The organism is Streptomyces sp. NPDC006879 (genome assembly GCF_042869595.1).
In the GTDB taxonomy this organism is placed as follows: Bacteria; Actinomycetota; Actinomycetes; order Streptomycetales; family Streptomycetaceae; genus Streptomyces.
On the sequence record NZ_JBIAGC010000008.1, the window covers coordinates 1 to 21,950 of the forward strand.

The 21,950-nt window shown below is 70.1% G+C and carries 22 protein-coding genes; 10 read left to right on the forward strand and 12 right to left on the reverse strand.

What is annotated here, in order from left to right:
• Positions 1–11: 11 nt before the first annotated feature.
• Together ACFYMC_RS08725 and ACFYMC_RS08730 are read right to left on the reverse strand one after the other, a co-directional pair.
• Positions 12–512 carry a pyridoxamine 5'-phosphate oxidase family protein gene (locus ACFYMC_RS08725; protein ID WP_388520914.1) on the reverse strand — a complete coding sequence of 167 codons (501 nt, stop codon included), beginning with the start codon at positions 510–512 and terminating at the stop codon, positions 12–14.
• Between the two features lie 172 nt (positions 513–684).
• The gene (locus tag ACFYMC_RS08730) at positions 685–966 is read right to left on the reverse strand and encodes an SHOCT domain-containing protein (protein WP_388520917.1); all 282 of its coding nucleotides are present in this window, start codon (positions 964–966) and stop codon (positions 685–687) included.
• A 182-nt stretch (positions 967–1,148) separates the two neighbouring features.
• Here ACFYMC_RS08730 and ACFYMC_RS08735 point away from each other — a divergent pair, with 182 nt between their 5' ends.
• Positions 1,149–1,613, forward strand: a complete 465-nt coding sequence (locus ACFYMC_RS08735; RefSeq protein WP_388520919.1) for a cyclic nucleotide-binding domain-containing protein — start codon at positions 1,149–1,151, stop codon at positions 1,611–1,613.
• A 47-nt stretch (positions 1,614–1,660) separates the two neighbouring features.
• On the forward strand, positions 1,661–2,305 hold the full coding sequence (locus ACFYMC_RS08740; protein ID WP_388520922.1) for a CBS domain-containing protein: 645 nt from the start codon (positions 1,661–1,663) through the stop codon (positions 2,303–2,305).
• 228 nt (positions 2,306–2,533) lie between these two features.
• Here ACFYMC_RS08740 and ACFYMC_RS08745 read toward each other — a convergent pair whose 3' ends face one another.
• The 4 genes from ACFYMC_RS08745 to ACFYMC_RS08760 are packed head-to-tail and all read right to left on the reverse strand — an operon-like array spanning position 2,534 to position 7,179.
• Complete coding sequence (locus ACFYMC_RS08745; protein ID WP_388520925.1) at positions 2,534–2,824, reverse strand: DUF1918 domain-containing protein; 291 nt, start codon at positions 2,822–2,824, stop codon at positions 2,534–2,536.
• Complete coding sequence (locus ACFYMC_RS08750) at positions 2,821–5,412, reverse strand: cation-translocating P-type ATPase (RefSeq protein ID WP_388520928.1); 2,592 nt, start codon at positions 5,410–5,412, stop codon at positions 2,821–2,823. Before ACFYMC_RS08750 ends, ACFYMC_RS08745 begins: the two co-directional genes overlap by 4 nt.
• Positions 5,413–5,419: 7 nt before the next feature.
• Entirely contained in the window at positions 5,420–6,280 is an 861-nt protein-coding gene (locus ACFYMC_RS08755; protein ID WP_388520931.1) for a universal stress protein, read from the reverse strand.
• Positions 6,277–7,179 (reverse strand): universal stress protein, encoded by a 903-nt coding sequence (locus ACFYMC_RS08760; protein WP_388520934.1) that lies wholly within the window; start codon positions 7,177–7,179, stop codon positions 6,277–6,279. The genes ACFYMC_RS08755 and ACFYMC_RS08760 overlap by 4 nt, the downstream gene beginning before the upstream one ends.
• A gap of 280 nt (positions 7,180–7,459) precedes the next feature.
• Here ACFYMC_RS08760 and ACFYMC_RS08765 point away from each other — a divergent pair, with 280 nt between their 5' ends.
• The 6 genes from ACFYMC_RS08765 (at position 7,460) to ACFYMC_RS08790 (ending at position 12,575) form a co-directional block, all read left to right on the forward strand.
• Positions 7,460–8,170, forward strand: coding sequence for a CBS domain-containing protein (locus tag ACFYMC_RS08765; protein ID WP_388520937.1), 711 nt, complete (start codon positions 7,460–7,462; stop codon positions 8,168–8,170).
• 155 nt (positions 8,171–8,325) lie between these two features.
• A complete protein-coding gene (locus ACFYMC_RS08770) occupies positions 8,326–9,195 on the forward strand; it encodes a universal stress protein (protein ID WP_388520940.1) in 870 nt (289 codons plus the stop codon).
• Between the two features lie 26 nt (positions 9,196–9,221).
• On the forward strand, positions 9,222–9,908 hold the full coding sequence (locus tag ACFYMC_RS08775) for a CBS domain-containing protein (protein ID WP_388520943.1): 687 nt from the start codon (positions 9,222–9,224) through the stop codon (positions 9,906–9,908).
• 326 nt (positions 9,909–10,234) lie between these two features.
• Positions 10,235–10,879: a CBS domain-containing protein gene (locus ACFYMC_RS08780; protein ID WP_388520946.1), complete on the forward strand. Its 645-nt coding sequence runs from the start codon at positions 10,235–10,237 to the stop codon at positions 10,877–10,879.
• Complete coding sequence (locus tag ACFYMC_RS08785; protein WP_388520949.1) at positions 10,876–11,532, forward strand: CBS domain-containing protein; 657 nt, start codon at positions 10,876–10,878, stop codon at positions 11,530–11,532. Before ACFYMC_RS08780 ends, ACFYMC_RS08785 begins: the two co-directional genes overlap by 4 nt.
• A gap of 167 nt (positions 11,533–11,699) precedes the next feature.
• Entirely contained in the window at positions 11,700–12,575 is an 876-nt protein-coding gene (locus tag ACFYMC_RS08790) for a universal stress protein (RefSeq protein ID WP_388520952.1), read from the forward strand.
• 24 nt (positions 12,576–12,599) lie between these two features.
• On the opposite strand, the gene ACFYMC_RS08795 is transcribed toward ACFYMC_RS08790, so the two are convergent.
• A complete protein-coding gene (locus ACFYMC_RS08795; protein ID WP_388520955.1) occupies positions 12,600–13,019 on the reverse strand; it encodes a CBS domain-containing protein in 420 nt (139 codons plus the stop codon).
• Between the two features lie 286 nt (positions 13,020–13,305).
• On the opposite strand from ACFYMC_RS08795, the gene ACFYMC_RS08800 reads away from it, so the two are divergent.
• Complete coding sequence (locus tag ACFYMC_RS08800; RefSeq protein WP_388520958.1) at positions 13,306–14,184, forward strand: universal stress protein; 879 nt, start codon at positions 13,306–13,308, stop codon at positions 14,182–14,184.
• Here the strand turns inward: ACFYMC_RS08800 and ACFYMC_RS08805 are convergent.
• From ACFYMC_RS08805 to ppsA, 3 genes are all read right to left on the reverse strand, one after another.
• Positions 14,168–14,932, reverse strand: coding sequence for a hypothetical protein (locus tag ACFYMC_RS08805; protein WP_388520961.1), 765 nt, complete (start codon positions 14,930–14,932; stop codon positions 14,168–14,170). The two genes, ACFYMC_RS08800 and ACFYMC_RS08805, sit on opposite strands and share 17 nt — an antisense overlap.
• A 36-nt stretch (positions 14,933–14,968) precedes the next feature.
• On the reverse strand, positions 14,969–15,472 hold the full coding sequence (locus ACFYMC_RS08810; protein ID WP_388520964.1) for a flavodoxin domain-containing protein: 504 nt from the start codon (positions 15,470–15,472) through the stop codon (positions 14,969–14,971).
• Between the two features lie 128 nt (positions 15,473–15,600).
• Positions 15,601–18,042, reverse strand: a complete 2,442-nt coding sequence (gene ppsA / locus ACFYMC_RS08815; protein WP_388520966.1) for a phosphoenolpyruvate synthase — start codon at positions 18,040–18,042, stop codon at positions 15,601–15,603.
• Positions 18,043–18,321: 279 nt separating this feature from the next.
• Here ppsA and ACFYMC_RS08820 point away from each other — a divergent pair, with 279 nt between their 5' ends.
• Complete coding sequence (locus ACFYMC_RS08820) at positions 18,322–19,683, forward strand: nicotinate phosphoribosyltransferase (protein ID WP_388520968.1); 1,362 nt, start codon at positions 18,322–18,324, stop codon at positions 19,681–19,683.
• Between the two features lie 74 nt (positions 19,684–19,757).
• Here the strand turns inward: ACFYMC_RS08820 and ACFYMC_RS08825 are convergent, their stop codons facing one another.
• Both ACFYMC_RS08825 and ACFYMC_RS08830 read right to left on the reverse strand, forming a co-directional pair.
• On the reverse strand, positions 19,758–21,137 hold the full coding sequence (locus ACFYMC_RS08825) for a Ni/Fe hydrogenase subunit alpha (RefSeq protein ID WP_388520970.1): 1,380 nt from the start codon (positions 21,135–21,137) through the stop codon (positions 19,758–19,760).
• The gene (locus tag ACFYMC_RS08830) at positions 21,134–21,949 is read right to left on the reverse strand and encodes an oxidoreductase (protein WP_388520972.1); all 816 of its coding nucleotides are present in this window, start codon (positions 21,947–21,949) and stop codon (positions 21,134–21,136) included. Before ACFYMC_RS08830 ends, ACFYMC_RS08825 begins: the two co-directional genes overlap by 4 nt.
• Position 21,950 lies beyond the last annotated feature (1 nt).

Sequence of the window (21,950 nt, forward strand, 5' to 3'; positions counted from 1 at the left end):
CACCCCCCAGGTCATGCCATCGACAGGGGGACACAGCCATGCCGGGCCCAGAGGCCAGCGGCCCCATTGCGGAACCGCAGAAAACATAACGGGGGCGCCGGGGGTGGCTGCTCCGGCAGGACGAGCAAGAAGCCAGTGACCAGGTCGGGCCTGATGCGCAGGGCCCTGGTCGCAGCATGACGTACCCACGGCAGCAGCAGCGTCGCGTAGGGGTCCCTCCCCTCCTCTTCGGCGACCACCGAAACGTAGCCGGTGACCACCACGCTCCAGCCGAGGTGGGTCTCGGGGTCGATGGTGTCCGCCTCGTAGGCGACGACGATGCTGGGCGCGTCGGGCGTCGCCGTCAAGGAGGCGAGCGCTCCGCCGTCCTGGAGTCGCACGACGATGTCCTCCCCGTCCACGAGATGACTGACCGGTCGCACAGCCGGGAGGGCGTGCTGGGTGAAGACGATGCGCCCGAGCGACACCGTGGCGAGCAGACGCAAGGCCTCACCGCGGCCCAACGGCTTCATGCGCGGGTTCCCCGCCCCGGATGCATTGCCGGGAGCCGTCCCTCGCCTCGCTTCCTGGTCCATCATCCGCGTCCCTTGCTCAGCCTCCCTCTTCCGGGTTGCCGAAGCGATCCGTGACTGCCGAAGCGATCCGTGACTGCCGCCTCGTCGCGCCGCGACAGTAGGGGCGAGTTCAGCCGTCCCCGACTCCGGACCCGCTTCGACCCGGCTCGTGCTTGCGGAGCACCATCAAGAGCCGCTCGAACTCCTCTTCGTCGATCTCGCCCCGGGCGAGCCTCTGCGCGAGCAGCTGCCTGGCGGACGGGGTCGCCCTGGGCCCTGTCGGGCCCGCGAGACGGTCGGCGTTGCGCAGGAACAGACAGACGACGGCGGTGGCCAGGGCCACCACGAGGACCAGGGTGAACGACATGGCCACCCAGCTCCACGCGCCCATGCCTTGGTGGGGCCAGAACATCGTGCACGCTCCTTTGTGGGTGACCGGGTTCGACCGGCGAGGACAGGTCCCGCTTGTACACACTGTCCACCGCCCGACGTCGTCGGGTCATAGGCCGGTGGGGCCACCACCTGGGCCGATCGGCCCATCCCCGCGGTTGTGTGATTGCCCCAAACTGGAGGCGGACCGGAACGGAGACCGCCATGAGCACACCTTCCCCCACCCGGATAGCAGCCGCTCTTCCTTCGGAGTACCGCGCCCGTCTGACGGACACCGCTCGCGAGGTCGGCTTCCCCGTCGGCGCGCGCATCTTCGATGAGGGAGGCCGAGCTGACCGCTTCTGGATCGTGCGATCCGGCACGGTCGGCCTCGACGTCCACGTGCCCGGCCGGTCGCCCGCAATGATCGAGAAGCTCGGCTCCGGCGAGCTGGTCGGCTGGTCGTGGTTGTTCCCTCCCTACGTCTGGCAGTTCGGCGCGGAGGCGATGAGCCCCGTGCGGGCCCACGAGTTCGACGCCATGGCCGTGCGGAGAATGATGGACGCCGACACGAGATTCGGTTCCGTCATGGGGCACTGGGTGGGCCAGGTCCTCGCCGACCGGCTCGTGGCCGCCCGCAGCCGCCTCCTTGACCTCTACGCCGCCACCGGCGCTGGCAACCCCCTGTGATCGGGATCGATCCTCACCGTCAAGAGACTCACGTCAGGAAGTTGGCCGTGGCCGCATCCCAGTACACCGTCAGCGACGTCATGACTCAAACCGCCGTCGCCATCGGCCGCGAGGCCTCGTACAAGGAGATCGTCGAGCTGATGCAGCAGTGGAAGGTGAGCGCGCTGCCGGTCCTCGAAGGTGAGGGCCGGGTGGTGGGCGTCGTCTCCGAAGCGGATCTGCTGCCCAAGGAGGAGTACCGCCGGGGTGGACCGAGAGTTCCGGAAGAGATGACCGAGGCGTCGAAGGCGGCAGCGGTGCTCGCCGAGGAGCTGATGTCCAGCCCCGCGGTCACCGTGCACCCCGATTCGACGATCGCAGAGGCCGCCCGCGTCATGGCCCACCGAGGCGTCAAGCGGCTTCCGGTGGTGAACGATATCGGCATGCTGGAGGGTGTCGTCAGCCGCAGCGATCTGCTGAAGGTGTTCCTGCGGCCCGACGAGGAGATCGAGGAAGAGGTCCGCTTGGCCGTCCTCGCAGATCCAGCTCTCCCGTCGGGCATGGACTGCGCGGTCCAGGACGGTGTCGTGACCTTGCGGGGCGGTCCCCAGGACCGGGCCTTGGCACCGCTGATCGCCGGCGCTGTCCGTGCCGTGGAAGGGGTCGTGGACGTGCGGGTAGAGCGCGAGGGGCCGGCGGGAACGGCCACCTGAGGCAGATGTCCGGGCTCTCCTGACCGGGCCCGTGCCCTCACGCCCCGCCACGAACGCGTCAGCAGGTTCAGCAGACCGTGGCATGCGGCGGGGCAGGTCGGGCCCGGCCCCGCCGCATGCCACGACCTCCCAGGACGGTGATGGGCGGTCTACCCCGGCCGAACCCCTCGCCGTCACCCGCGCACACGGCGGAGCGCCACGGTGGCGGACCGCCGGCGCCCGCAGCCGCTACGCGCCGCCGCCGTCCCGACCCGAGGACTCGGCGGGCCGCTGCCCACGGTGGCCGGCCGGTCGCCCCTCGACGTCGCCCAAGTGCCGCACATGGGCATCTGGGCCGGGGAAGAAGAGTGTGGTCCTCCCCGTGTCGGACCACCGGACGTCGTACGGCGGGGTCCCGTCGTCGTGGTGCAGGCCGACCACTTCGCCGTCGCGGCCGGGTTTCCCGACCGTCGGGCCTCCCACCACGAGTTGGTCGCCCAGGTGCGCGTGGATTCCACCCACGCCCTCGTGCGTACTCATCGCTCCTCCTTGTCGGACGCGGACCTCGTGAGCCGGGCCGCGGCGAATCCCGTCATGGCGCCCGCTGCCGTGAGCGCCGCACCACTCCAGCCGACCGGTTCGGTCTCCAGCACGGCCCGGAGGAAGGGGGCGTAGAGCGCGACCACGGCGAGCAGGGCCGACGCTGACACGGCCGCTGGCAGGAAGAGGTTCTGGCGGGTCAGCAGGCGGGTGCGCAGCCCCAGCACCACACCGAGTTGGCCGGCCAGCAGCGCGAGGAAGATCACGCTTTGCCAGGGCAGGCCCCAGTTGCGTGCCACGACCCCGGCGCCGAGGCTCGACGCCGTGACCACCGCCGCCAGGAGGAGCAGCCTCTGCCAGGCTCCGCCACCGAGGATCTGCTGCCCCGGTGGCCGGGAGGGCCGGCGCATCGCCCCGGGCGCAACCGGTTCGGCTCCCATGGCCACACCGGTCAGTCCGTGGGTGAGGAGATTGATCCACAGGATCTGACCCGCCCGCAGCGGCAGGGCGAGTCCCAGGAGGGGGCCGACCAGCATCACGAGGATCTCCGCCGCACCGCCGGCGAGTCCGTAGACGAGGAAGCGGCGGATGTTGTCGTAGACGCGCCTGCCTTCCTCCACGGCGACGACCACGGTGGACAGCTCGTCATCGGTGAGGACCAGATCGGCGGCCTGCCGGGCGACCTCGGTACCGCGTCGCCCCATGGCCACGCCGATGTCCGCCCGCCGGAGGGCCGGGCCGTCGTTGACCCCGTCTCCCGTCATCGCGGTGATCTCGCCGCGTGAACGCCAAGCCTGCACGATGTCCAGTTTCTGCTGCGGGGTCGTGCGGGCGAACACCTGGACGGCGGTGAGGTCGCAGACCCGCCCGGCGGTGACGTCCGAGCCGGTGACGACGTGCTGCTCCCCTTGCTCCTCGCCCAACAGGCCGACCCGGGTGGCGATCGCCCGTGCCGTGGCGGGGTGGTCGCCGGTGATGAGCACCGGGGTGATGCCCGCGGCGCGACAGGCGGCGAGGGTTGCGGCCGCATGGGGCTTGGGCGGGTCGCTCATCGCGACCAGGCCGAGCAGGCGCAGCCCCGATTCCGCGTCGGCGGCATCGGGCGGGGCGTCGTCCCGGGTGCCCGAGGCGACCGCCAGGACCCGGTATCCGTGGGCGGCCAGCCGTGCCGCCTCCTGCCGGGCGCCGCGGAGCAGATCGGTTCCTTCGCCGAGGACTGCGGCGTCCAGTACCACCTCCGGTGCCCCCTTGACGCACACGAGCACCTGGCCCGAGGGCGTGGTGTGCAGGGTGGTCATCCGCTTGCGCAGACTGTCGAAGGGAGCCTCGCCGATTCTGGGGTGTCCCCGCTGGAGGCTGGCCAGGTCCGGGCAGCCGGCCTTGATGGCCGCCACCAGCAGTGCGGCCTCCATCGGATCTCCGACCGCGCTCCAGCGGCTCTCCTCCTGCGACCCGGGCTGCGGTGGTCGCAGCCCCGCGTCGTTGCAGAGGGCAGCCGCGGTCAACAGCATTCGAGCCAGATCGAGTTCTTCGACGCTCGGCGGCCTGTCATCGACGCATACGTCGCCTTCTGGCTCGTACCCGGCGCCGAAGAAGTCGACGGTGCCGCGCGGGGTCCACACGTGCTGGACCACCATGCGCCCCTCCGTGAGAGTGCCGGTCTTGTCGGTGGCCAGCACCGTCACCGAGCCCAGCGATTCCACGGCGGGCAGCCGTCTCACCAGGGCGTGACGGTCCACCATGCGCCGCGCGCCCAACGCCAGGGCCAAGGTGACCACGGCCGGGAGGGATTCGGGAACCGCCGCCACCGCCAAGCTGATCGCCGTCACCGCCATGGTGCCGGCCGGCAGCCCTCGCAGCAGGCCCAGGACAAAGACGATCAGGCAGAGGGCGAGAGTGACCACGGCGAGGACGCGGCCGAGGGATCCGAGGCGGCGCTGGAGGGGGGTTGGTTCGCGTTTGTTGTCGAGGAGGGCCGCGATGCGGCCGAGGGCGCTGTCGGCTCCGGTGGCCGTCACCGTTGCCACGCCCCTTCCGCGCACGACGATGGTGCCGGCACTCAGCCGCGCGCCGGCGTCCTTGTCCACGGGTACGGATTCGCCGGTCAGCATGGACTCGTCGACCAGCAGTGCCGAGGCTTCGGCCAGTTCGGCGTCGGCGGCGACGATGTCCCCTTCGCCGAGGAGAAGCACGTCGCCGGGGACGACGGACACGGCTGGTATCTCCTGTGGGGCGCGACCGCGTAGCACCCGGGCACGGGGCGCGGACATGGCTGACAGCGCGGTCACCGCGTTGTCAGCCCTGATCTCCTGGGCCACGCCGACCGAGGTGTTCACCACGATCACCAGCGCGATCACCACGGCGTCGGCATGATCTCCGATCGCGAGGGTCAGCGCCACGGCACCCAACAGGACCAGGATCAACGCGTCCCGCAACTGTGCGAGCACCCTGGCGTACAGCGGCACGGCCTGGCCGGCCGCGACTTCGTTGCGGCCGTGTTCCGCGAGCCGGGCGGCGGCCTCGCTCTCCGTCAGCCCCTCTCGCGGCGTTGAGGGGACGGTCAACCGCTGGGGGGCGGGCTGCGTCACGTCACTCTCACACCTCAGGAACCGTGATCACCGGGCAGTGCGCCCGGTGCAACAGCCCGTGGACCACGGACCCGAGCCGCATGCCGGTGTATCCGCCGCGGCCCCGACGGCCTACGACCACGGCCAGCGCGTGCTCGGCGGCGCCGGCGAGCTCCTCCACCGGGTGTCCGCTCAGAACCTCGTGCGTCAATGTGACGTCGGGGTACTTCTGCGACCAACCGGCCGTCGTTTCGGACAGCATCCGTCGTTGCGCCTGTAGTTCGGCCTCCTCGTCGCGGAACGGGAACAGCGGTGGCTGCCACACCGAGACGGCGCGCAACGCGGCGCCTCTGAGATCGGCCTCTTCCAACGCCAGGGCCAGCGCCGCCTTGGCCGATTCGCTCCCGTCGATGCCCACGACCAGGTAGGGCGGCTGTTGCGTGACGTGCTCGGCTTCCGCCACGACGACGACGGGACACCGAGCCTGTGCGCTGACGGGAACCACCAGGGAGCCCGCGCTGAAGAACTCCGAGGTACGGCTCAGGTGACGGGAGCCGAGGACGATCATGCGGGCTCGTTCGGACAGTCGCGCTACGATCGGCGCGGGGAAACCGTCGACCACTTCCGTGACCGGGTCGGCCTGCTGGTGTCGCTCCCGGCTCCAGGCTGCGGCGGCATCGAGGGCTTTCGACGCCGCCTGGTGCCGGGCGTTGCTTCGGCGGGTGTCGTCGGCGTGCGGTGTGCCGTGTCCGGGTGGTACGGCGGCGACGAGCCGCAACGCGAGCCGGCGCCGCTCGGCCTCGTCCACCGCCCAAGCGACCGGCAGACGCCAGTCTCTGGCCGGGTCGATGCCGACGACGATCTCGTGTCGTTCGCGGGCGCTCGTCACGACTGCCTCCCGTGCTCGTGGTGATGGCGCGGAACGAGCTGCACGGGGCAGTGTGCGTGGTGGACCAGGGTGTGCGTGACGCGCCCGAGGGTGGGGCCCAGGTAGCCCGGCGACCGGCGACCACCCATCACCAGCAAGTCCGCGTGTTGGGTGGCTTCTACGAGGATCCCGGCCACGGACACGCTCTTCTCGGCGTCTGCCTGCACGCTCAGGTCCGGGAACTCCTCACGGATCCGGTGCGCCACCGCGTTCAGATGGTGGACGTGCTGGCTGGCGATCTCCTCCACGTCGTCGAGCAGGGTGACGACCTCGCCGACGGACTGCAGGATGTTCCACACGTGCAGCAGCCGAAGCGAGCTCTTTCGGAGTTCGGCTTCGCGCGCGGCGTAGCGAGCGCACGGCAGGTCGTGTTCGTCACGGATGGCAGCGAGCACCACGCCCGTCTCGGCGCTCTCCTCGGCGCCCCTGACGATGACGACGGAGGTCCTCGCACCCGCGGCGACCTTCAGCCCGACCGAGCCGAGCATCAGCGATCCGAACCCGCCGATCCCGCGGCTGCCCACCACGATCGTGCCGTGCAGTCCGGCGGACCGGTGGAGGCTCTCGACGGGCCCGCTGCGGCTGAACTCGGTGTCGACCCGCAGTCCGGGGAAACGTTCCTTCACAGTCCTGGCTGTGAGGTCCAGCAACTCCCGGCCGGCCACCCGGACCCCTTCGATGCTCTGCGCCGAGGCGTACAGGGCCCGACCGTCCGTGTCCGCCCCGTACACGACGTGCAGTGGCCGGCCTCGGCGGACGGCCTCCTGCGCCGCCCACAACACTGCCCGACGGGCCGAAGCCGAACCATCGACCCCGACGATGACGGAGCCGAGTTCCAAGCTGCTCGTTGTGCCCTCCATGCTTCCTCCTGGAAGTACTGCCGATAGCCGCCCACCGGACGTTCTCAGGCTGGCACCGCCCACTTGGCCGCCGAGAGGGCCTCTCAGGTACCCCGTAGGGGGCCGAAGGTCCCCCTGGTGTCCGACTCGCACCCGGCGGGCACGACGCAGGTCCGACCGGTCCCGGCTGCGGACCGTTCGGCCCTCCTCCTCTCCCGGCGAACCGGCGGATCGTGGGTTCCGGGGCGGCCTTCGGCCCGCTCGCACGAGTGTGACCACCGCCCCGGCAGGAGGTGTCCCCGTGAAACGCATCAAGGTGGGAGACCTGATGACCGACGAGGTCGTCTCGGTCATCACCTCCACTCCATTCAAGGATGTCGCCAAGCTGCTCGCCCAGCACGACGTCAGCGGTCTACCGGTTCTCGACGACGGGGACCGGGTCCTGGGCGTCGTCTCCGAGAGCGACCTGATCGGCCGGGAGGTCGCCGAGCATCCCCTGACGGCCGTTCCCCCCGGTGCCGGCGGCAGCACGGCCGAAGGCCCGTCCAACGTGGTGGTCACCGCCGGCGAGGTCATGACAGCGGGCGAGATCATGTCGGCGCCGGCGGTGACGGTCGGCGTCGACGAGACAGCGGCAGCCGCCGCCCGCCTGATGGCACGCAGGGGTGTGGAACGCCTGCCGGTGGTGGACGACGTCAGCCGTCTGGTCGGCATCGTCACCCGCCGTGACCTCCTCGGGGTCTTCCTGCGGCCGGATGCGGAGATTCGGCGGCAGGTCGAGGACGTGCTCGTGGACGTCGTGGAGGCGCCTACGGAAGCAGTGTCCGTGCATGTGCTCGACGGTGTGGTCACACTGGAGGGCGAGGTAGAGGGGCCCGGGCAGGTCCGCGTCCTGATCCACCTCGTCAGCCAACTCGACGGAGTGGTCGCCGTGCTCCCCCGCCTGTCTTCCCGCGTTGACGACCCCGGATCCACCACGTCAGAGCGCAGTGACCGGTCAACATCCCGGTGACCGTCACGGGGGGGGTGGGGGCCACACGGCCAGGTGACGCGGCAACAGGGCTGGTCGGACCCATATGGGGCCACTTGGCCCCTCCTCGATCGATGCATCGGGAACCAACCTTGGAACCGGACAGCAGTCCTGGGCCAACCAAGGAGGAACTTACCGTGAAGCACCATGTGAGCGTCGGCGTCGACGGCTCCCCGGAGAGCCGGGCCGCGGCCCGCTGGGGCGCCCGTGAGGCTGCCCTGCGAGGGGTTCCGCTGCGCCTGGTGCACGCCGTCGACTGGCCGCTGAGCCCTGCGGTCCCGCGGGTGAGCCACGAGGGCGCCGACCGGTGGGCGGACGAGACCCTCACCGAGGCCCGGGAGGACATACGGTCCCTGCACCCGGAGCTGGAGATCTCCACGCGATGCCTGGCCGGCCGGCCTGCGGCGGCACTGGCCGCGGAGGCGGCCGACGCCGGACTGCTGGTTCTGGGCTCCCGCGGGGTGGGCGGCCTCGTCGGCTTCCTCATGGGCTCGGTGAGCATGTCGACGCTCGCCGCCGTCGAGACACCGGTGGTTCTGGTACGGGCAACGGACGCCGCCGAGCACGCCGAGCCCGCGCCGTACAAGGAGATCGTCGTCGGCGTCGACATCCACGAGGCGGCCGACAAGGTCCTGGCGTTCGCCTTCGAGGAGGCCACCCGTCGGGGATGCGCCCTGCGCGCGGTCCACGGCTGGAAAATGCCCTCCATGTACCAGTACGCCCCCTTCTTCGACCCTGAAGACGAGCGGGAGGTCGGCCGGAACGTCACACAGATGCTGGACGAGGTACTCCTGCCGTGGCGCCACAAGTTCCCTGACCTGAGCGTTACCCACCAGGCCTTCACCGGGCACGCGGGCCAGCAACTCATCCGGGCCTCGATGGGCGCGGACCTGGTCGTGGTGGGGCGGCGTCTGCGCCGTTCCCCGCTCGGAGCCCATCTGGGGCCGGTGACCCATGCGGTCCTGCACCACGCCGCCGCGCCCGTAGCGGTCGTCACCCACGACTGACGCCACGCCCCAAGGGAGATCGGACCATGTCTCATCGCACCGTCGCAGATGTCATGACCAGGGACGTGGCCACGGTCCCTCCTGAGGCGTCGCTGAAGGCCGTTGCCTGGGGCCTCGACCACAACGGGGTCTCGGCGCTGCCCGTCGTGGACGCCCGGCGCCACCCGATCGGCATAGTCTCCGAAGCGGACCTGCTACGCCGACAGGCCAGCCTGCCCGATACCGAAGGGCGCGACCTGCTGCACACCGCGACGCCCCTGGACGAAGCCGCGATGGACGCCCGCACGGCCGGCGACTTGATGTCCGGCCCCGTCCTGACCGCGCGGCCGGAGTGGAGCATCGTCGAGACGGCGCGCTTCCAGCACGAGAGGGGTGTCAAACGACTACCGGTGGTCGACGAGACCGGCGCTCTGGTGGGCATCGTCAGCCGCTCCGACCTGCTGCGCCCCATGCTCCGCCGTGATGACGCCATACGCGACGAAATCGTCGACGACGTCCTGGGGCGCACGCTCAGGATCAATCCGAGCGGCGTTACGGTGACCGTGCACGAGGGCGTCGTCTCGTTGAGCGGCCAGGTCGAGGAGCGGTCCACCATCGGGCTTGTGGAACGACTGTGCCAGTCGGTGGACGGAGTCGTCAGCGTCGACCAGGCCCTCGAATTCGCCGTCGACGACCTCGCTACGGCCCCCCACCCGCACCGTGCCGCGCATTGAACCCCCACGCCAGGAGACGGAAAGAGCCCGCTACCCGCTTCTCGCGGATCCCGATTGTGCGGTGCACGGCTCAGGCCGCTTCTCCGCATCCTCATCAGGGACTCTTCCCGTCACCTACATCAAAGCACGCTCGGCGCCCGGGCAACAGTGCGGGAACGGCCCCGCCACCCCTCCCGCAGCGGGCGCCCGGGCCGGCGCCCAACGCCTTCACGAGCCGCTGCGCAGAAGAGGTGAAGCATGTGCACCGCCAACGGTGTCATGACCGACGCCGTCGCCTCGGCAGGCCGCAGAACCCCGGCCCGGGAGATCGCACGAGGGGGCCGAAGATGAGGCACCACAGTGTCGCCGACCTGATGACACCCTCCGCAGTCAGCGTCCAGCGCGGCACCTCCTTCAAGGAGATCGCCCGGCTGCTCAAGGAGTTCGACATCTCCGCCGTGCCGGTGCTGGACGAAGCCGGACGACCGGTGGGTGTCGTCTCCGAAGCGGACCTGCTGCACCGGCCCCTCGCCGGCAGTGGCACGAACACCGCCGCTGACCTCATGACCAGCCCGGCGGTCACCGCCCGTCGCGAGTGGAGCGTCGTGCGGGCAGCGCGCGTGATGCGCAAGGCACAGGTCAAGAGGCTGCCCGTGGTGGACGCCGCTGACCGTCTGGTCGGCGTCCTGAGCCGCGGCGACCTGTTGCAGCTCTTCCTCCGCAGGGACCGTGCGATCCAGGAGGAGATCCTCGAAGACGTGCTGACGCGCACCCTCGGCCTGCGCCCTTCCTCGCTGACCGTCGAGGTGGCTGACGGGCTCGTGACGCTCAGCGGCACCGTGAGCCGGCGCAGCCTGGTTCCCGTCGTACTGCGCCTCTGTCAGAGCGTCGACGGGGTCGTCGACGTGATCGACCGACTCGACTTCGAGCAGGACGACGTGTCGTTCGGCTCCCGCACTGTCACCGAGGAAAAGTTCAGGAGAAGGACATGAGGCATCGAGAAATAAGGGAGCTGATGACCCGTGAGGTCGTCACCGTCCCCTACAGCGCGCAGTTCAAGGAGATCGCACGGACGCTGGCGGAGCATCAGGTTTCGGCCGTCGCGGTCGTCGACCATGACGGCCACCCGATCGGGGTGATCTCCGAACGTGACCTGCTGCCCAAGTCAGCAGCCCAAGGGGACTACTTCCGGTCGCTGCCCGAGCGGGAGGCCTGGGAGGAGGGCAAGGCTTCCGGTACTCGCGCCGAAGAGCTGATGTCCTCCCCTCCGGTGTGCGCCAGACCGGACTGGACCGTCGCTGAAGCAGCCCGCTTGATGGATACCCAAGGGGTCAAACGGCTCCTGGTCGTGGACGATTCGGACGCACTGATCGGCATCGTCAGCCGCCGGGACCTCCTGCGGATCTTCCTCCGGGAGGATGAGGACATCCGCCAGGAGATCATGGGTGACGTCCTCGACCTCGGCCTGCGCCAGAGCCCCGCGGCCATCACCGTGGAGGTCACCGACGGCCAGGTCGAACTCCACGGAACCGTCGACTTCAAGAGTCTCATCCCGTTGATCGAACGGCTCTGCCGCACCGTGGACGGCGTGGTCTGCGTCACCCAACGCCTCGGGTACGCCGTGGACGACACAAGCGCGGCCTGACAGTCCGGTGGAACTGAGCTGCGCGTTCCGCCTCCGCCTGCCGCCACCTTGAGAACTCTCAAGGCCCGCAACCGGCTTACCACCCGCGCTGCCTCGACCGAGGCGGAGCGGAACCGCATCCGCAGCACGAGCCCCTTTCATCCCCGATCACCCCGAGGAAAGCCATCATGAGCGATCGAATCATCGTCGGCCTCGACGGATCCGCCGAAGGCCTCGCGGCAGCCCACTGGGCCGCTCGGGAGGCCTTGCTGCGCGGCATGGCGCTCCACCTCGTCCATGCCGAGCAGTGGTCGTCCCCCGCCGACATCCCCGTCCCCACGACCGACGTGCGCCGCCACTGGGCGCAGACGGTACTAGACGAAGCTGCAACGGAGCTGCGCGCGAACTACCGCGAACTGGACGTGGACACGCGCTCGTTCGACGGCAAGCCGGCCGCCGTACTCGCCAGCGTCGCAGCCGGCGCGGCCATGATCGTCCTCGGCTCTCGGGGCCGGTCCCCCCTCACGGGGTACGTTCTCGGATCCGTCGGCCTGGCGGTCATCCAGGCGACCGAACGTCCGGTGGTCATGGTGCGGGCGAGCGAGGGTGCGGCGCCGCACCCCGACAGCCGGCACGCGGCCCGCGACGTGGTGGTGGGCGTCGACATCGGTCAGCCCTGTGACGCGCTACTGGCCTTCGCGTTCGAGGAAGCGGCGCTGCGCTCGCGCCCCCTCCACGTCCTGCACGCCTGCTCGACACCGCCGCTGATGGGATACGGAGCGGGGTTCGATCCGCGCGTTCGCGCTCAGCTCGAAATGAGCACGAAGGCTGCCCTGGAGGAGGTCCTTGGGCCCTGGCGGGACAAGTACCCGGCCGTCGAGGTCACTGGACGGGCCAGCATCGGGCACGCCGCCACCGAACTGCTGGACATCGGCTCCGCAGCAGGTCTCCTCGTCATGGGCCGACGCATTCGGTCTTCCTCGCTCGGCACACACATCGGACCGGTCACCCACGCGGTCCTCCATCACGCCCAGGCCCCCGTCGCCGTCATCGCGCACACATAGACCCGCAACGTCGGGGCACCTGGCTCACCGACGCGCACAGATCTTCTCCACGAAGTGGCCCACCTGCTCCTCGGACAGGTGCCGGGCAAGATCCGCCTCGCTGATCATCCCGACGAGGCGGTGGTCGGCGATGACCGGGACGCGCCGGATCCGGTGATCCTCCATCGTGCGCAACACCTGGCCGGCGTCCACGTCCGCGTCGACCGTGACGGGCTTGCCCTGCGCCAGCTGGCCGGCCGTCATGTGGTGCGGATCCTTGCCCTTGGCCAGACACTTCAGGACGATGTCACGGTCGGTGATGATGCCGTGCAGACGGTCGTCGGGTCCACAGATCGGCAGTGCGCCCACATCCAGTTCGCTCATCCGCCGAGCCGCGTCCATGAGCGTCTCGGTCTCCTGAACGCAACTGGCGCCGCTGTGCATGATGTCCCGTGCGGTGGTCATGGCTACTCCTCACGCCGGTACCCCGTTTTCAGTCTGGGCCCCGTCACAGCACCCTGCTCGTCGGTGCGGCACCCGACGGCCACGGCAGCCGGCGGACGTTGCACGTGCGTCTCCTGCGCCCGAGCAGCCGACGAGAACAGGAGCCCGACGGGCGTGCGGACGGCGGGCCACCCCCGACAGGTGCCGGTCGGGCCGACTGGGGGCCGTCCGGCCCTTCAAGCCCAGTCCGCCAGCGGCCACTGTGGAGTGAACGGGAGACCACACATCTCACGAGGAGATGGGGACCATGGCGAACCGAGTGACCGTCGGCCTTGACGGGTCTCCTCAGGGAACGGCCGCGGCCCGTTGGGCGGCACGGGAGGCCGAGCTCCACGGCGCCCGCCTGGACCTGGTACACGCGCAGGAGTGGCTGGAGAATCCGCCCCTCCCCGTCGCGACCACCGACGAACGTCGACGCTGGGCGCAGGGCGTGTTGCAGGAGACCGCCGAGGAGGTGCGTCGCGCACACCCGTCCTTGACGGTGGACACCCGCCAGGTGGGCGGCGGGCTGCCTTCCGTGGCGCTCGCGCAGGCCGCCGAGGAGTCGGTCATGCTCGTTCTCGGCTCCCGCGCGCTCGGCAGCGTCGCCGGGTTCCTCATCGGATCCACCGGCTCGACGACCATCGCCCAGAGCGAGCGCCCCGTCGTCCTGGTCCGGTCGGTAGACCACACCGGCGAACCGCCCGACGGTACCCGCGACCGCGGGCCCGTGGTGGCCGGTGTCGACGTCCACCAGTCCTGCGACCGGCTCCTCTCCTTCGCCTTCGAGGAGGCCTCGCTGCGGCGTTGTCCGCTCGTGGTCGTCCACGGTTGGTCGCCGCCCCCCATCCTCAGCTACGCGCCGGCCCTCGACCCGGGCATTCAGCAGGAGATGGTCCGAGGCATCACCGGCACGTTGGACCAGCTGATGAGCCCGTGGCAGGAGAGGTACCCCTCGGTGAAGATCGACCGCAGGGTCACGATCGGCCAGTCCGCGCTTCAGATCCTCGACGCGGCCTCCGCAGCCGCCCTCGTCGTCGTAGGTCGCCGCATCCGCCCCTCCGCGTTCGGCACCCGCATCGGCCCCATCGCCCATGCCGTGATGCACCACTCGGTCTCGCCTGTCGCCGTCATCGCCCATGACTGAGGCGCACGTACGGATCGGAAGCCACCACCCACGGGGGGATACTCACGAAGCCGATGTGAACCAGTCGTCGCCCCCAGTGTGGCCGCGGCGTTGGCCGGGGGGGGTCACACGGGTGAGGGGGCCTCATCCGTCCTCGTTGCCGGGTGCCCTGCGCAAGCGACCGGACCAGATCGGCTCCACGCGTTTCCCAGTCCCGTCCCCAGGCGGCAAGGCTGCTTCTCTCGACGCGGCGGAGCCCGCTCCAGACGGCTGTGCCGCCGCCGAGCACGAGCACTCCGAAGGCAGCGGCGCCGGCCGCGACCGCAGTGGTGGCCACTTCGGCGTCGGGCCGGGGCCCGGCAGCCTGCTGTCCCGTGTCGTCGACCCAGACCAGGACCTTCCCGCCGGCTGGCGTACCTGCCGTAACCACAACCGTGTCGACGTGCCGCTGGGAGGGCGGGTACTCCCAGGTGGCCCGCGCAGTCGCCACCTGCGGTCCGTTGAACCGTACGGGAAGGGCACGGTCGGCCTGGCCGACCGTGCGCGCCTCGATCCGGTGCCGGTGCAGCGCCTGGGCTTGAGCGGAACGCTGCTCGGCGTTCCACACCACCATCGCGATGGCGATGCCGCAGAGGACTGCGACGAGCGGGAGAACTCTGAGGGCAGCGAGCCAGCGACCACGTGCGCGATCGGCGGCGCGACGCAGTTCGTTGGAGCGCCGACCGAACAACCGGCGCGGGCGGCCCTCCGCCGAATGCGCCTCAGGCATGTCGTGCCTCCGGGTGTGTGGGCCGTGCCGAGCCGCTCACGGGAGTGTGGCGAGCTCGGCGCTGATGTGGTGGGCCCAGCTCTGTATCCGCTCCGGGTTGCGGAAGTCACCGGCCTTGCCCGAGCGGACCAGTACGCGAGCCATGAGACCCGGCGTCTGCGCGGTGACGCTCCCTCCGAAGGTGGCGTGTTCGCGGGCACCCAACCGCTCCATCTGTTGTGCTACCGCCGGCACCGGGGGAACGTCCTGCTGTTCGGCGGAACTGTCCAGGGGTCCGCTGCTGAACAGATATACCGGGCGATGCTTGAGGGAGTCGGCGTTGCGTTCTGCGCAACGCTTGGCCTTGCGGCTCCAGTGCCCCGCGTACAGGGCTCCGCCGAGCACTACGGCGTCATAGTCCCTTACGTCGTCCACGTCGTCGGCGGGCAGCACGACGGCGTCGAGGCCGTCCTCGCGCAGGGACGTGCCGATCTGCTCGGCGATTCCTGCCGTCGCTCCATGCTTGGTGCCGTAGGCGACCAGCACGCGCTTGGGGGTCATGGTGATTCACTCCTCGCGTTTCTCGGTGCGCTTCCCGTAGAAGCGACACAGTTCGTGGATGGGCTCCGGGAGGGGGCGGTACCTGCGCCTTCTCGCCGTTCCCGGCACGTGGTTCTCCGTTGCTCCGCTCATCCGCCCGCCGACAGATCCACTGGGGCCCTTCGGGCACCGGCCGGCGCCGGCTGCTCGGGGCTGTTGCGCTTCGACTCGGCTGCGGCCACGTGCTGTTTCACTGCAGCGAAGCTGTCAGGTGCGACGGAGATCGAGTCGATACCGGTACCGACCAGGAACTCCGTGAAGGACGGGTCGTCGCTGGGCCGTTGGCCACACAGGCCGACCGTGACGCCCGTGGACCGGGCACGCGCGACGAGCGTCTCGATCAAGGTCATGACAGCCGGGTCACTCTCGTCGAAGATGTGAGCGAGGGCTTCGGAGTCGCGGTCGACTCCGAGGGTGAGCTGGGTGAGGTCGTTGCTGCCGATGGAGAACCCGTCAAAGCGTTCGGCGAACTCCTCAGCCAGGATGATGTTGGCGGGAATCTCCGCCATGACGTACACCTTCAGTCCGTTCCGGCCTCGGTGCAGCCCCTGTTCCGCCATGACCCGCAGGACCTCGTCGGCCTCTTCGAGGGTGCGGCAGAACGGGATCATCACGATGACGTTCTGCAGGCCCATCTCCTCGCGGACCCGGCGCAGTGCGCGGCATTCGAGGGCGAATCCCTCCCGGTAGCCCTCGCTGTAGTAGCGGCTCGCGCCACGCCAGCCGATCATCGGATTTGCTTCTGCCGGCTCGAACGGTCGGCCGCCGAGGAGCCGCGCGTACTCGTTGGCCTTGAAGTCGCTGGTGCGGACGACGACGGGCGCGGGCCAGCGGGAGACGGCGATCCGCGCGATCGCACGGGCGAGGCGGTCGACGAAGTACTGGCTTCGGTCGGGGTAACCCGCGGTGAGGTCGTCGATCGCTCGACGGTCCTCGCGGTCCAGTCGTTCGGGGTGAAGCAGTGCCATCGGGTGGGCCTTGACCTGGTGCGCGACGATGAACTCCAGGCGGGCGAGCCCCACGCCATCAGCTGGAAGCCGCCACCACCGCAATGCCGCGGACGGATCTGCGAGGTTCAACATGACCTGGGTCCGGGTGCGGGGCAGGTCGGCAAGGTCGGTCTCGGTCTCCTCGTAGTCGAGCAGCCCCGGATACACCTGACCTCGATCGCCCTCGGCGCAGGAGACGGTGACCTCCAGTCCGTCACGCAGCAGCTCGGTGGCCCTGCCGGCGCCGACGACCGCGGGGACACCGAGCTCGCGGCTGACAATGGCTGCGTGCGAGGTGCGGCCTCCGTGGTCCGTGACGATCGCGGAGGCCCTCTTCATGATCGGTTCCCAGTCCGGGTCGGTGATGCCGGTGACGAGCACTGCGCCGGCGGGGAACCGGTCGAGGTCGACGGGCGAGTCCAGACCGACCACGACTCCGCGCCCGATGGCCTCACCGACCGCGATGCCCTCGATCAGGGAGCTGCCCCGGGTGGAGGTCAGTCGGCAGCGGCGCAGCATCGAGGTACGGCGCCTGGACTGCACGGTCTCGGGCCGGGCCTGGACGATCCACAGGTCTCCGGTGAGCCCGTCCTTGGCCCATTCCAGGTCCATGGGGCAGCCGTAGTGCTCTTCCACGGCGCAGGCCCAGTCGGCCAGGAGCTTGACTTCCTCGTCGTTCAGGACGCGCCGCGATCGTTCCTCGGCGGTGGTCTCGACGATCCGGGTCAGCCCGTGCTCGGCGTAGACGGCCTTCTGCCGTTTGGAGCCGGTCCGCACATCGATCACCGGCTCCGGCACCCGGTCCTTCAGGCCCGGTTTGAACACGGTGTACTCGTCGGGGTCGACCTGCCCGCTGACGACGGTCTCACCCAGGCCCCAGGCTGCGCTGACCACGATGACCTCGGGGAAGCCGCTCTCGGGATCGAGGGTGAAGAGTACGCCGGCCCCGGCACGGTCCGAGCGGACCATGATCTGGACGCCGATGGAGAGCGCCACGGCGAGGTGGTCGAACCCCATGCGCTCCCGGTAGTCGATCGCACGGTCAGTGAACAGCGACGCGTAGCACCGGTGGCAGGACTCCAGCAGTTGGGCGGGCCCCCGTACGTTCAGATAGGACTCCTGCTGGCCGGCGAAGCTGGCCTCGGGCAGGTCCTCGGCGGTCGCGCTGCTTCGGACTGCGACCTCGGGTTCCTTCCGGCCCTGCCCAAGGGCCAGCTGCTCGTACCCGCTGACGATCTCGGCCCGGAGTTCCACGGGCAGCGGCTCGGCGCGGATCATCGCGCGGATGGCGGCTCCGACCTCGTCCAGGGGCGCCCCTTCGTGCAGGCGCCCGATCTGCTCCTCGATGCGTCGGCGCAGTCCGTGGCCACTCAACAGCTCTCCGTAGGCCCCGGCCGTGGTGGCGAAGCCCGCAGGCACGCGTACCCCGGCAGCGGACAGAGCAGTGGTCAGCTCACCCAGGGAGGCGTTCTTGCCTCCGATGCGGCTGACGTCCTGCCGTCCGAGTTCTGCGAACGGCACGACGCGTCGGATGGTGGCCATGACGTCCTCCGTCGTCGCTGTGGCGCTGATGCGGGTCGGCCGCACACCGTGTCCGGCCGGGGCGCGCCGACGGCGCGCACCACGCGGTCTTCGGGTCGGGTTCCGGGGGCCTGCGTCCTCCTCGCTCACCTTCCGTTGTTCACTCCCCGGCGGCTCCGGGTGAGCGCAGTCCTATTCCAAGAAGAGCCCGTAGGTGCGTGCCAAGGACAGGGCCGCGTGGGGTAGGCGATGGCCCGAAGGGCCCATGCCGAACCAGCCGGGCACGGCCAGGCTGGTGGTATGTCCGAGACGACGACCACCGACCTCTACGAGGTGACGATGGCGATGTCGTACTTGCGCGAAGGCATGCACGCACCGGCCACCTTCAGCCTGTTCGTCCGAGAATTGCCACCGGGCCGCGGGTTCCTCGTCGCAGCCGGGCTTGAGCCCGCCCTGGGCTACCTCTCCCGGTTCCGGATCACCTCGGATGATGTCCGGGAGTTCGCGCGGGTGCTGCACCGCGCCCCGGGGGCACTGGCCGATCTGCTGGACCTCCGCTTCAAGGGGGAGGTGCGGGCGGTTCCCGAGGGCCGACTCGTCTTCGCCGGCGAGCCCCTCCTGGAAGTCACCGCCCCGCTGGCGCAGGCCCAACTCGTCGAGACGTATCTGCTCACCCAGATGTGCCACCAGACGGCGGTCGCCTCGAAAGCGGCCCGATGCGTGGTCGCTGCGCGGGGACGTCCGCTGTGGGACTTCTCGCTGCGCCGCGCGCACGGCCCGCAGGCCGGGCTACAGGCCGCGCGACTGGGTGCGCTGGTGGGGTTTGCCGGGACCAGCAACGTCGCCGCAGCCGCAGAGCTCGGCATCCCCGCGTCCGGCACGATGGCTCACTCCTACGTCCAGGCCTTCGCCAGCGAGGAGGATGCCTTCCGCGCGTTCGCTCGCGCTCACCCCGGTCCGCTCACCTTCCTCGTCGACACCTATGACACTGAGGCCGGCGTCATGGCTGCTGCCCGCGTCCTGGGGGATCTGCGCCGTGGACCGGGCTGCGCGATCCGTCTCGACAGCGGTGACCTCGGCGCGCTCGCCCGCCAGTCGCGGTCCCTGCTCGACGCGGCCGGTCTGAGGGACGTCCAGATCATCGCGAGCGGCGGCCTCGACGAGTACGCCGTCGCCTCACTGGTCCGTAGCGGGGCGCCGATCGACGTCTTCGCAGTCGGCACGCGCGTGGGCGTAGCCGCGGACGCCCCTTATCTGGACGCGGCGTACAAGCTGGTCGCGTACGACGGCGATCCGGTGATGAAGCTGTCGTCCGCGAAGGTCACCGCCCCGGCAGCCAAGCAGGTGTTCCGCCGGCCCGGGTGCCGGGATGTCATCGCACTGCTCGATGAGGAGCCGCCCGGCGATGCGGAGCCGCTCCTGACCACGGTGATGCGCGACGGCGAGCGAACGGGCCCGCCAGGCTCCCTCGCCGCTGCCCGCGCCCGCTTCGAAGCCGATCTCGCCCAGTTGCCGGCGTCAGCGCACCGCATCGAAGCCCCAGAGGCACCTCTTCCGGCCGCTTCCGCGCGGCTGCGGGCGTTGACCACCGAGGTCCGCGGACGTATCCAGGCAGCCCTGGCCGCCGGCCCGGGCACCAACGCCCGCGGCCGACGCTCCTGATCTCGCCGCGTGGGCGCGCCCGTGGAGCGCGTGACGCCCGGTCGTTGCGGGGGGAAGCGCAGCGTTGGTCTTGGTCACTTCGTGGGCTGCGGTGGCGGGCGCTCCACCTCAAGCTCCAGGAAGTGGGCCGAGCATGAGATGCACGGATCGTGGTTGCGGACCGCCCGCTCACACAGCCGGGTGAGCTCGGCCTCGGACGTCACTCCACGGTCAAGAGCCCGCTGCACGATCCGGCGCAGGTCCTCTTCGATGGCGCCCTGGTTCTGCGCGGTCGGCGGGAACAGGCGAGCATCGGTGAGGCATCCCTGGTCGTCGAGCGCGTAGCGGTGGTAGAGCAGGCCGCGCGGAGCTTCGGTGGCGCCGTGTCCGGTGCCGGCTCTGGCGGGCACCTCCAGGTAGGGGCGTTCCGGGGGTTGGTACGCCTCGATGATGCGGCTCGCCTCCTCCACGGCGTACAGCACCTCCACGGCCCTCACGAGGATGCTCCGGTAGGGGTTGCGGCAGGCTTCACCGCGTGACTCACCCGCATGCGACGGGGGCTCTCCCAGTCCGGCTTCCCGGGCCGCCTCCCGCGCCAACGGGGAGAGCAGGTGACCGTTGACGGCCCAGCGGGCGAGTGAGCCGGTGAGATACCTCCGGCTGTCCAGCCGGCAGTGGAGCGCGGTGGAGTGGTGGACCTGTTCTTCCGTCACGTGCGCGGAGAAGTCCTGGAGCTGGAAGCTGCGGACCATGGCTCCGGCGCCGTACCTGAGCACGGTCGGGAGGCCCGACTCGATGGCGTAGGTTCCGGCTTCGGTGAGCGCGAGGAAGTCCGCCACGCACTCGGCGTCGGGGAACTCGAAGCCTGCGACCCAGCGCACCGTGTCCCAGGCATCGTCGAGGGCCGTGCGCAGTCGTTCTGCCATCGGGCGGAGTTCGGCAAGGGTCGGAGTGCGGTGGAATCCGCCGAGGCGCACGTTGATCGGGTGGATCGCGCGCCCCCCGAGCAGTTCGACCAGGGCGTTGCCGGTCTGCTTCAGCCGCAGTCCGCGCTGGACATGCTCCGGATAGGAGCGTGACAGGGCGATCACGTCGTCGTGGCCGAGGAAGTCCGGTGCGTGCAACAGCTGGATGTGCAGCGTCTGACTCTCGATCCATTCTCCGCAGTACAACAGGCGTCGCAAGGCTGCCAGTTGACCGTCAACAGTGACACCGCACGCGTCCTCGATCGCCCGGCAGGCGCTCATCTGGTAGGCCACCGGGCAGATTCCGCAGATACGGGAGGTCAGGTCGGGAGGCTCGCTGTGGGCCCTACCCCGCAGGAAGGCCTCGAAGAACCGCGGTGGCTCGAAGATCGCGAGGCGCGCCTCGGTGACGGAGTTGTGCTGGATCTTCAGGTGGACCGCGGTCTCGCCTTCCACACGGGTCAGCGCGGGGATGCGCAACACGTGGGAGCGTCGGGTGGGCTGGCTCATCCGGATTCCTTCTCGTCCGTCACACCCGGCCCCTGTTCCTCGACCGCGGTGAAGGCGGCCACGTTGAAGGTGTGCAAGAACCGGCCGATGTCCTCCTCGTCCATCCCGTCGCGGTGCAGGAGCGGGATCAGCGCGGGGAGATTCGTCGTCCCCGCGGGTCCGAAGCAGCCGTAGCAGCCACGTCCGTAGGTCGGGCACAGCGCCCCACAGCCCGCATGCGTGACGGGCCCAAGGCAGGGTGTGCCGTGGGCGACGGTGACGCAGACGTTGCCCCGCTGCTTGCAGGCGAAGCACACGGCATGGTTGGGAATGCCGGGTTTACGTCCGGCGAGGAAGGCCGTGATGACCTCCAGCAGCTGACCACGGTCGATGGGGCATCCACGCAGCTCGAAGTCGACGGGCACGTGGGCGGAGATGGGCGTGGAGTCCGCCAGGGTCGCGATGTAGTCGGGACGGGCATAGACGGTCGCCAAGTACCCTTCGACATCAGCGTAGTTGCGCAGGGCCTGCACGCCGCCGGCGGTGGCGCAGGCGCCGATGGTCACAAGGTGGCGGGAGTCGGCCCGGATGCGACGGATGCGCTCCACGTGCTCGGGGGTGCTGACGGAGCCCTCGACGAGCACCAGATCGTACGGGCCGGGTGCGGCCGAACTGGACGCCTCGGCGAAATGGGCGATCTCCAACTCTCCTGCGATGTCGAGCAGTTCGTCCTCACAGTCCAGGAGTGTGAGCTGACAGCCGTCACACGAGGCGAACTTGAACACGCCGAGCCGGGGACGAGGCGGCGGCTGGGGAGTGGTGGGGGTGCTCATC

Excerpts from the sequence above, each read along its gene's own strand:
- ACFYMC_RS08790 (WP_388520952.1), top strand. The coding sequence starts at position 11,700 with ATGAGCGATCGAATCATCGTCGGCCTCGACGGATCCGCCGAAGGCCTC.
- ACFYMC_RS08730 (WP_388520917.1), bottom strand. The coding sequence starts at position 966 with ATGTTCTGGCCCCACCAAGGCATGGGCGCGTGGAGCTGGGTGGCCATG.
- ACFYMC_RS08745 (WP_388520925.1), bottom strand. The coding sequence starts at position 2,824 with ATGAGTACGCACGAGGGCGTGGGTGGAATCCACGCGCACCTGGGCGAC.
- ACFYMC_RS08820 (WP_388520968.1), top strand. The coding sequence starts at position 18,322 with ATGTCCGAGACGACGACCACCGACCTCTACGAGGTGACGATGGCGATG.
- ACFYMC_RS08735 (WP_388520919.1), top strand. The coding sequence starts at position 1,149 with ATGAGCACACCTTCCCCCACCCGGATAGCAGCCGCTCTTCCTTCGGAG.
- ACFYMC_RS08780 (WP_388520946.1), top strand. The coding sequence starts at position 10,235 with ATGAGGCACCACAGTGTCGCCGACCTGATGACACCCTCCGCAGTCAGC.
- ACFYMC_RS08785 (WP_388520949.1), top strand. The coding sequence starts at position 10,876 with ATGAGGCATCGAGAAATAAGGGAGCTGATGACCCGTGAGGTCGTCACC.
- ACFYMC_RS08805 (WP_388520961.1), bottom strand. The coding sequence starts at position 14,932 with ATGCCTGAGGCGCATTCGGCGGAGGGCCGCCCGCGCCGGTTGTTCGGT.
- ACFYMC_RS08775 (WP_388520943.1), top strand. The coding sequence starts at position 9,222 with ATGTCTCATCGCACCGTCGCAGATGTCATGACCAGGGACGTGGCCACG.
- ACFYMC_RS08800 (WP_388520958.1), top strand. The coding sequence starts at position 13,306 with ATGGCGAACCGAGTGACCGTCGGCCTTGACGGGTCTCCTCAGGGAACG.
- ACFYMC_RS08795 (WP_388520955.1), bottom strand. The coding sequence starts at position 13,019 with ATGACCACCGCACGGGACATCATGCACAGCGGCGCCAGTTGCGTTCAG.
- ACFYMC_RS08725 (WP_388520914.1), bottom strand. The coding sequence starts at position 512 with ATGAAGCCGTTGGGCCGCGGTGAGGCCTTGCGTCTGCTCGCCACGGTG.
- ACFYMC_RS08830 (WP_388520972.1), bottom strand. The coding sequence starts at position 21,949 with ATGAGCACCCCCACCACTCCCCAGCCGCCGCCTCGTCCCCGGCTCGGC.
- ACFYMC_RS08760 (WP_388520934.1), bottom strand. The coding sequence starts at position 7,179 with ATGGAGGGCACAACGAGCAGCTTGGAACTCGGCTCCGTCATCGTCGGG.
- ACFYMC_RS08825 (WP_388520970.1), bottom strand. The coding sequence starts at position 21,137 with ATGAGCCAGCCCACCCGACGCTCCCACGTGTTGCGCATCCCCGCGCTG.
- ppsA (WP_388520966.1), bottom strand. The coding sequence starts at position 18,042 with ATGGCCACCATCCGACGCGTCGTGCCGTTCGCAGAACTCGGACGGCAG.
- ACFYMC_RS08810 (WP_388520964.1), bottom strand. The coding sequence starts at position 15,472 with ATGACCCCCAAGCGCGTGCTGGTCGCCTACGGCACCAAGCATGGAGCG.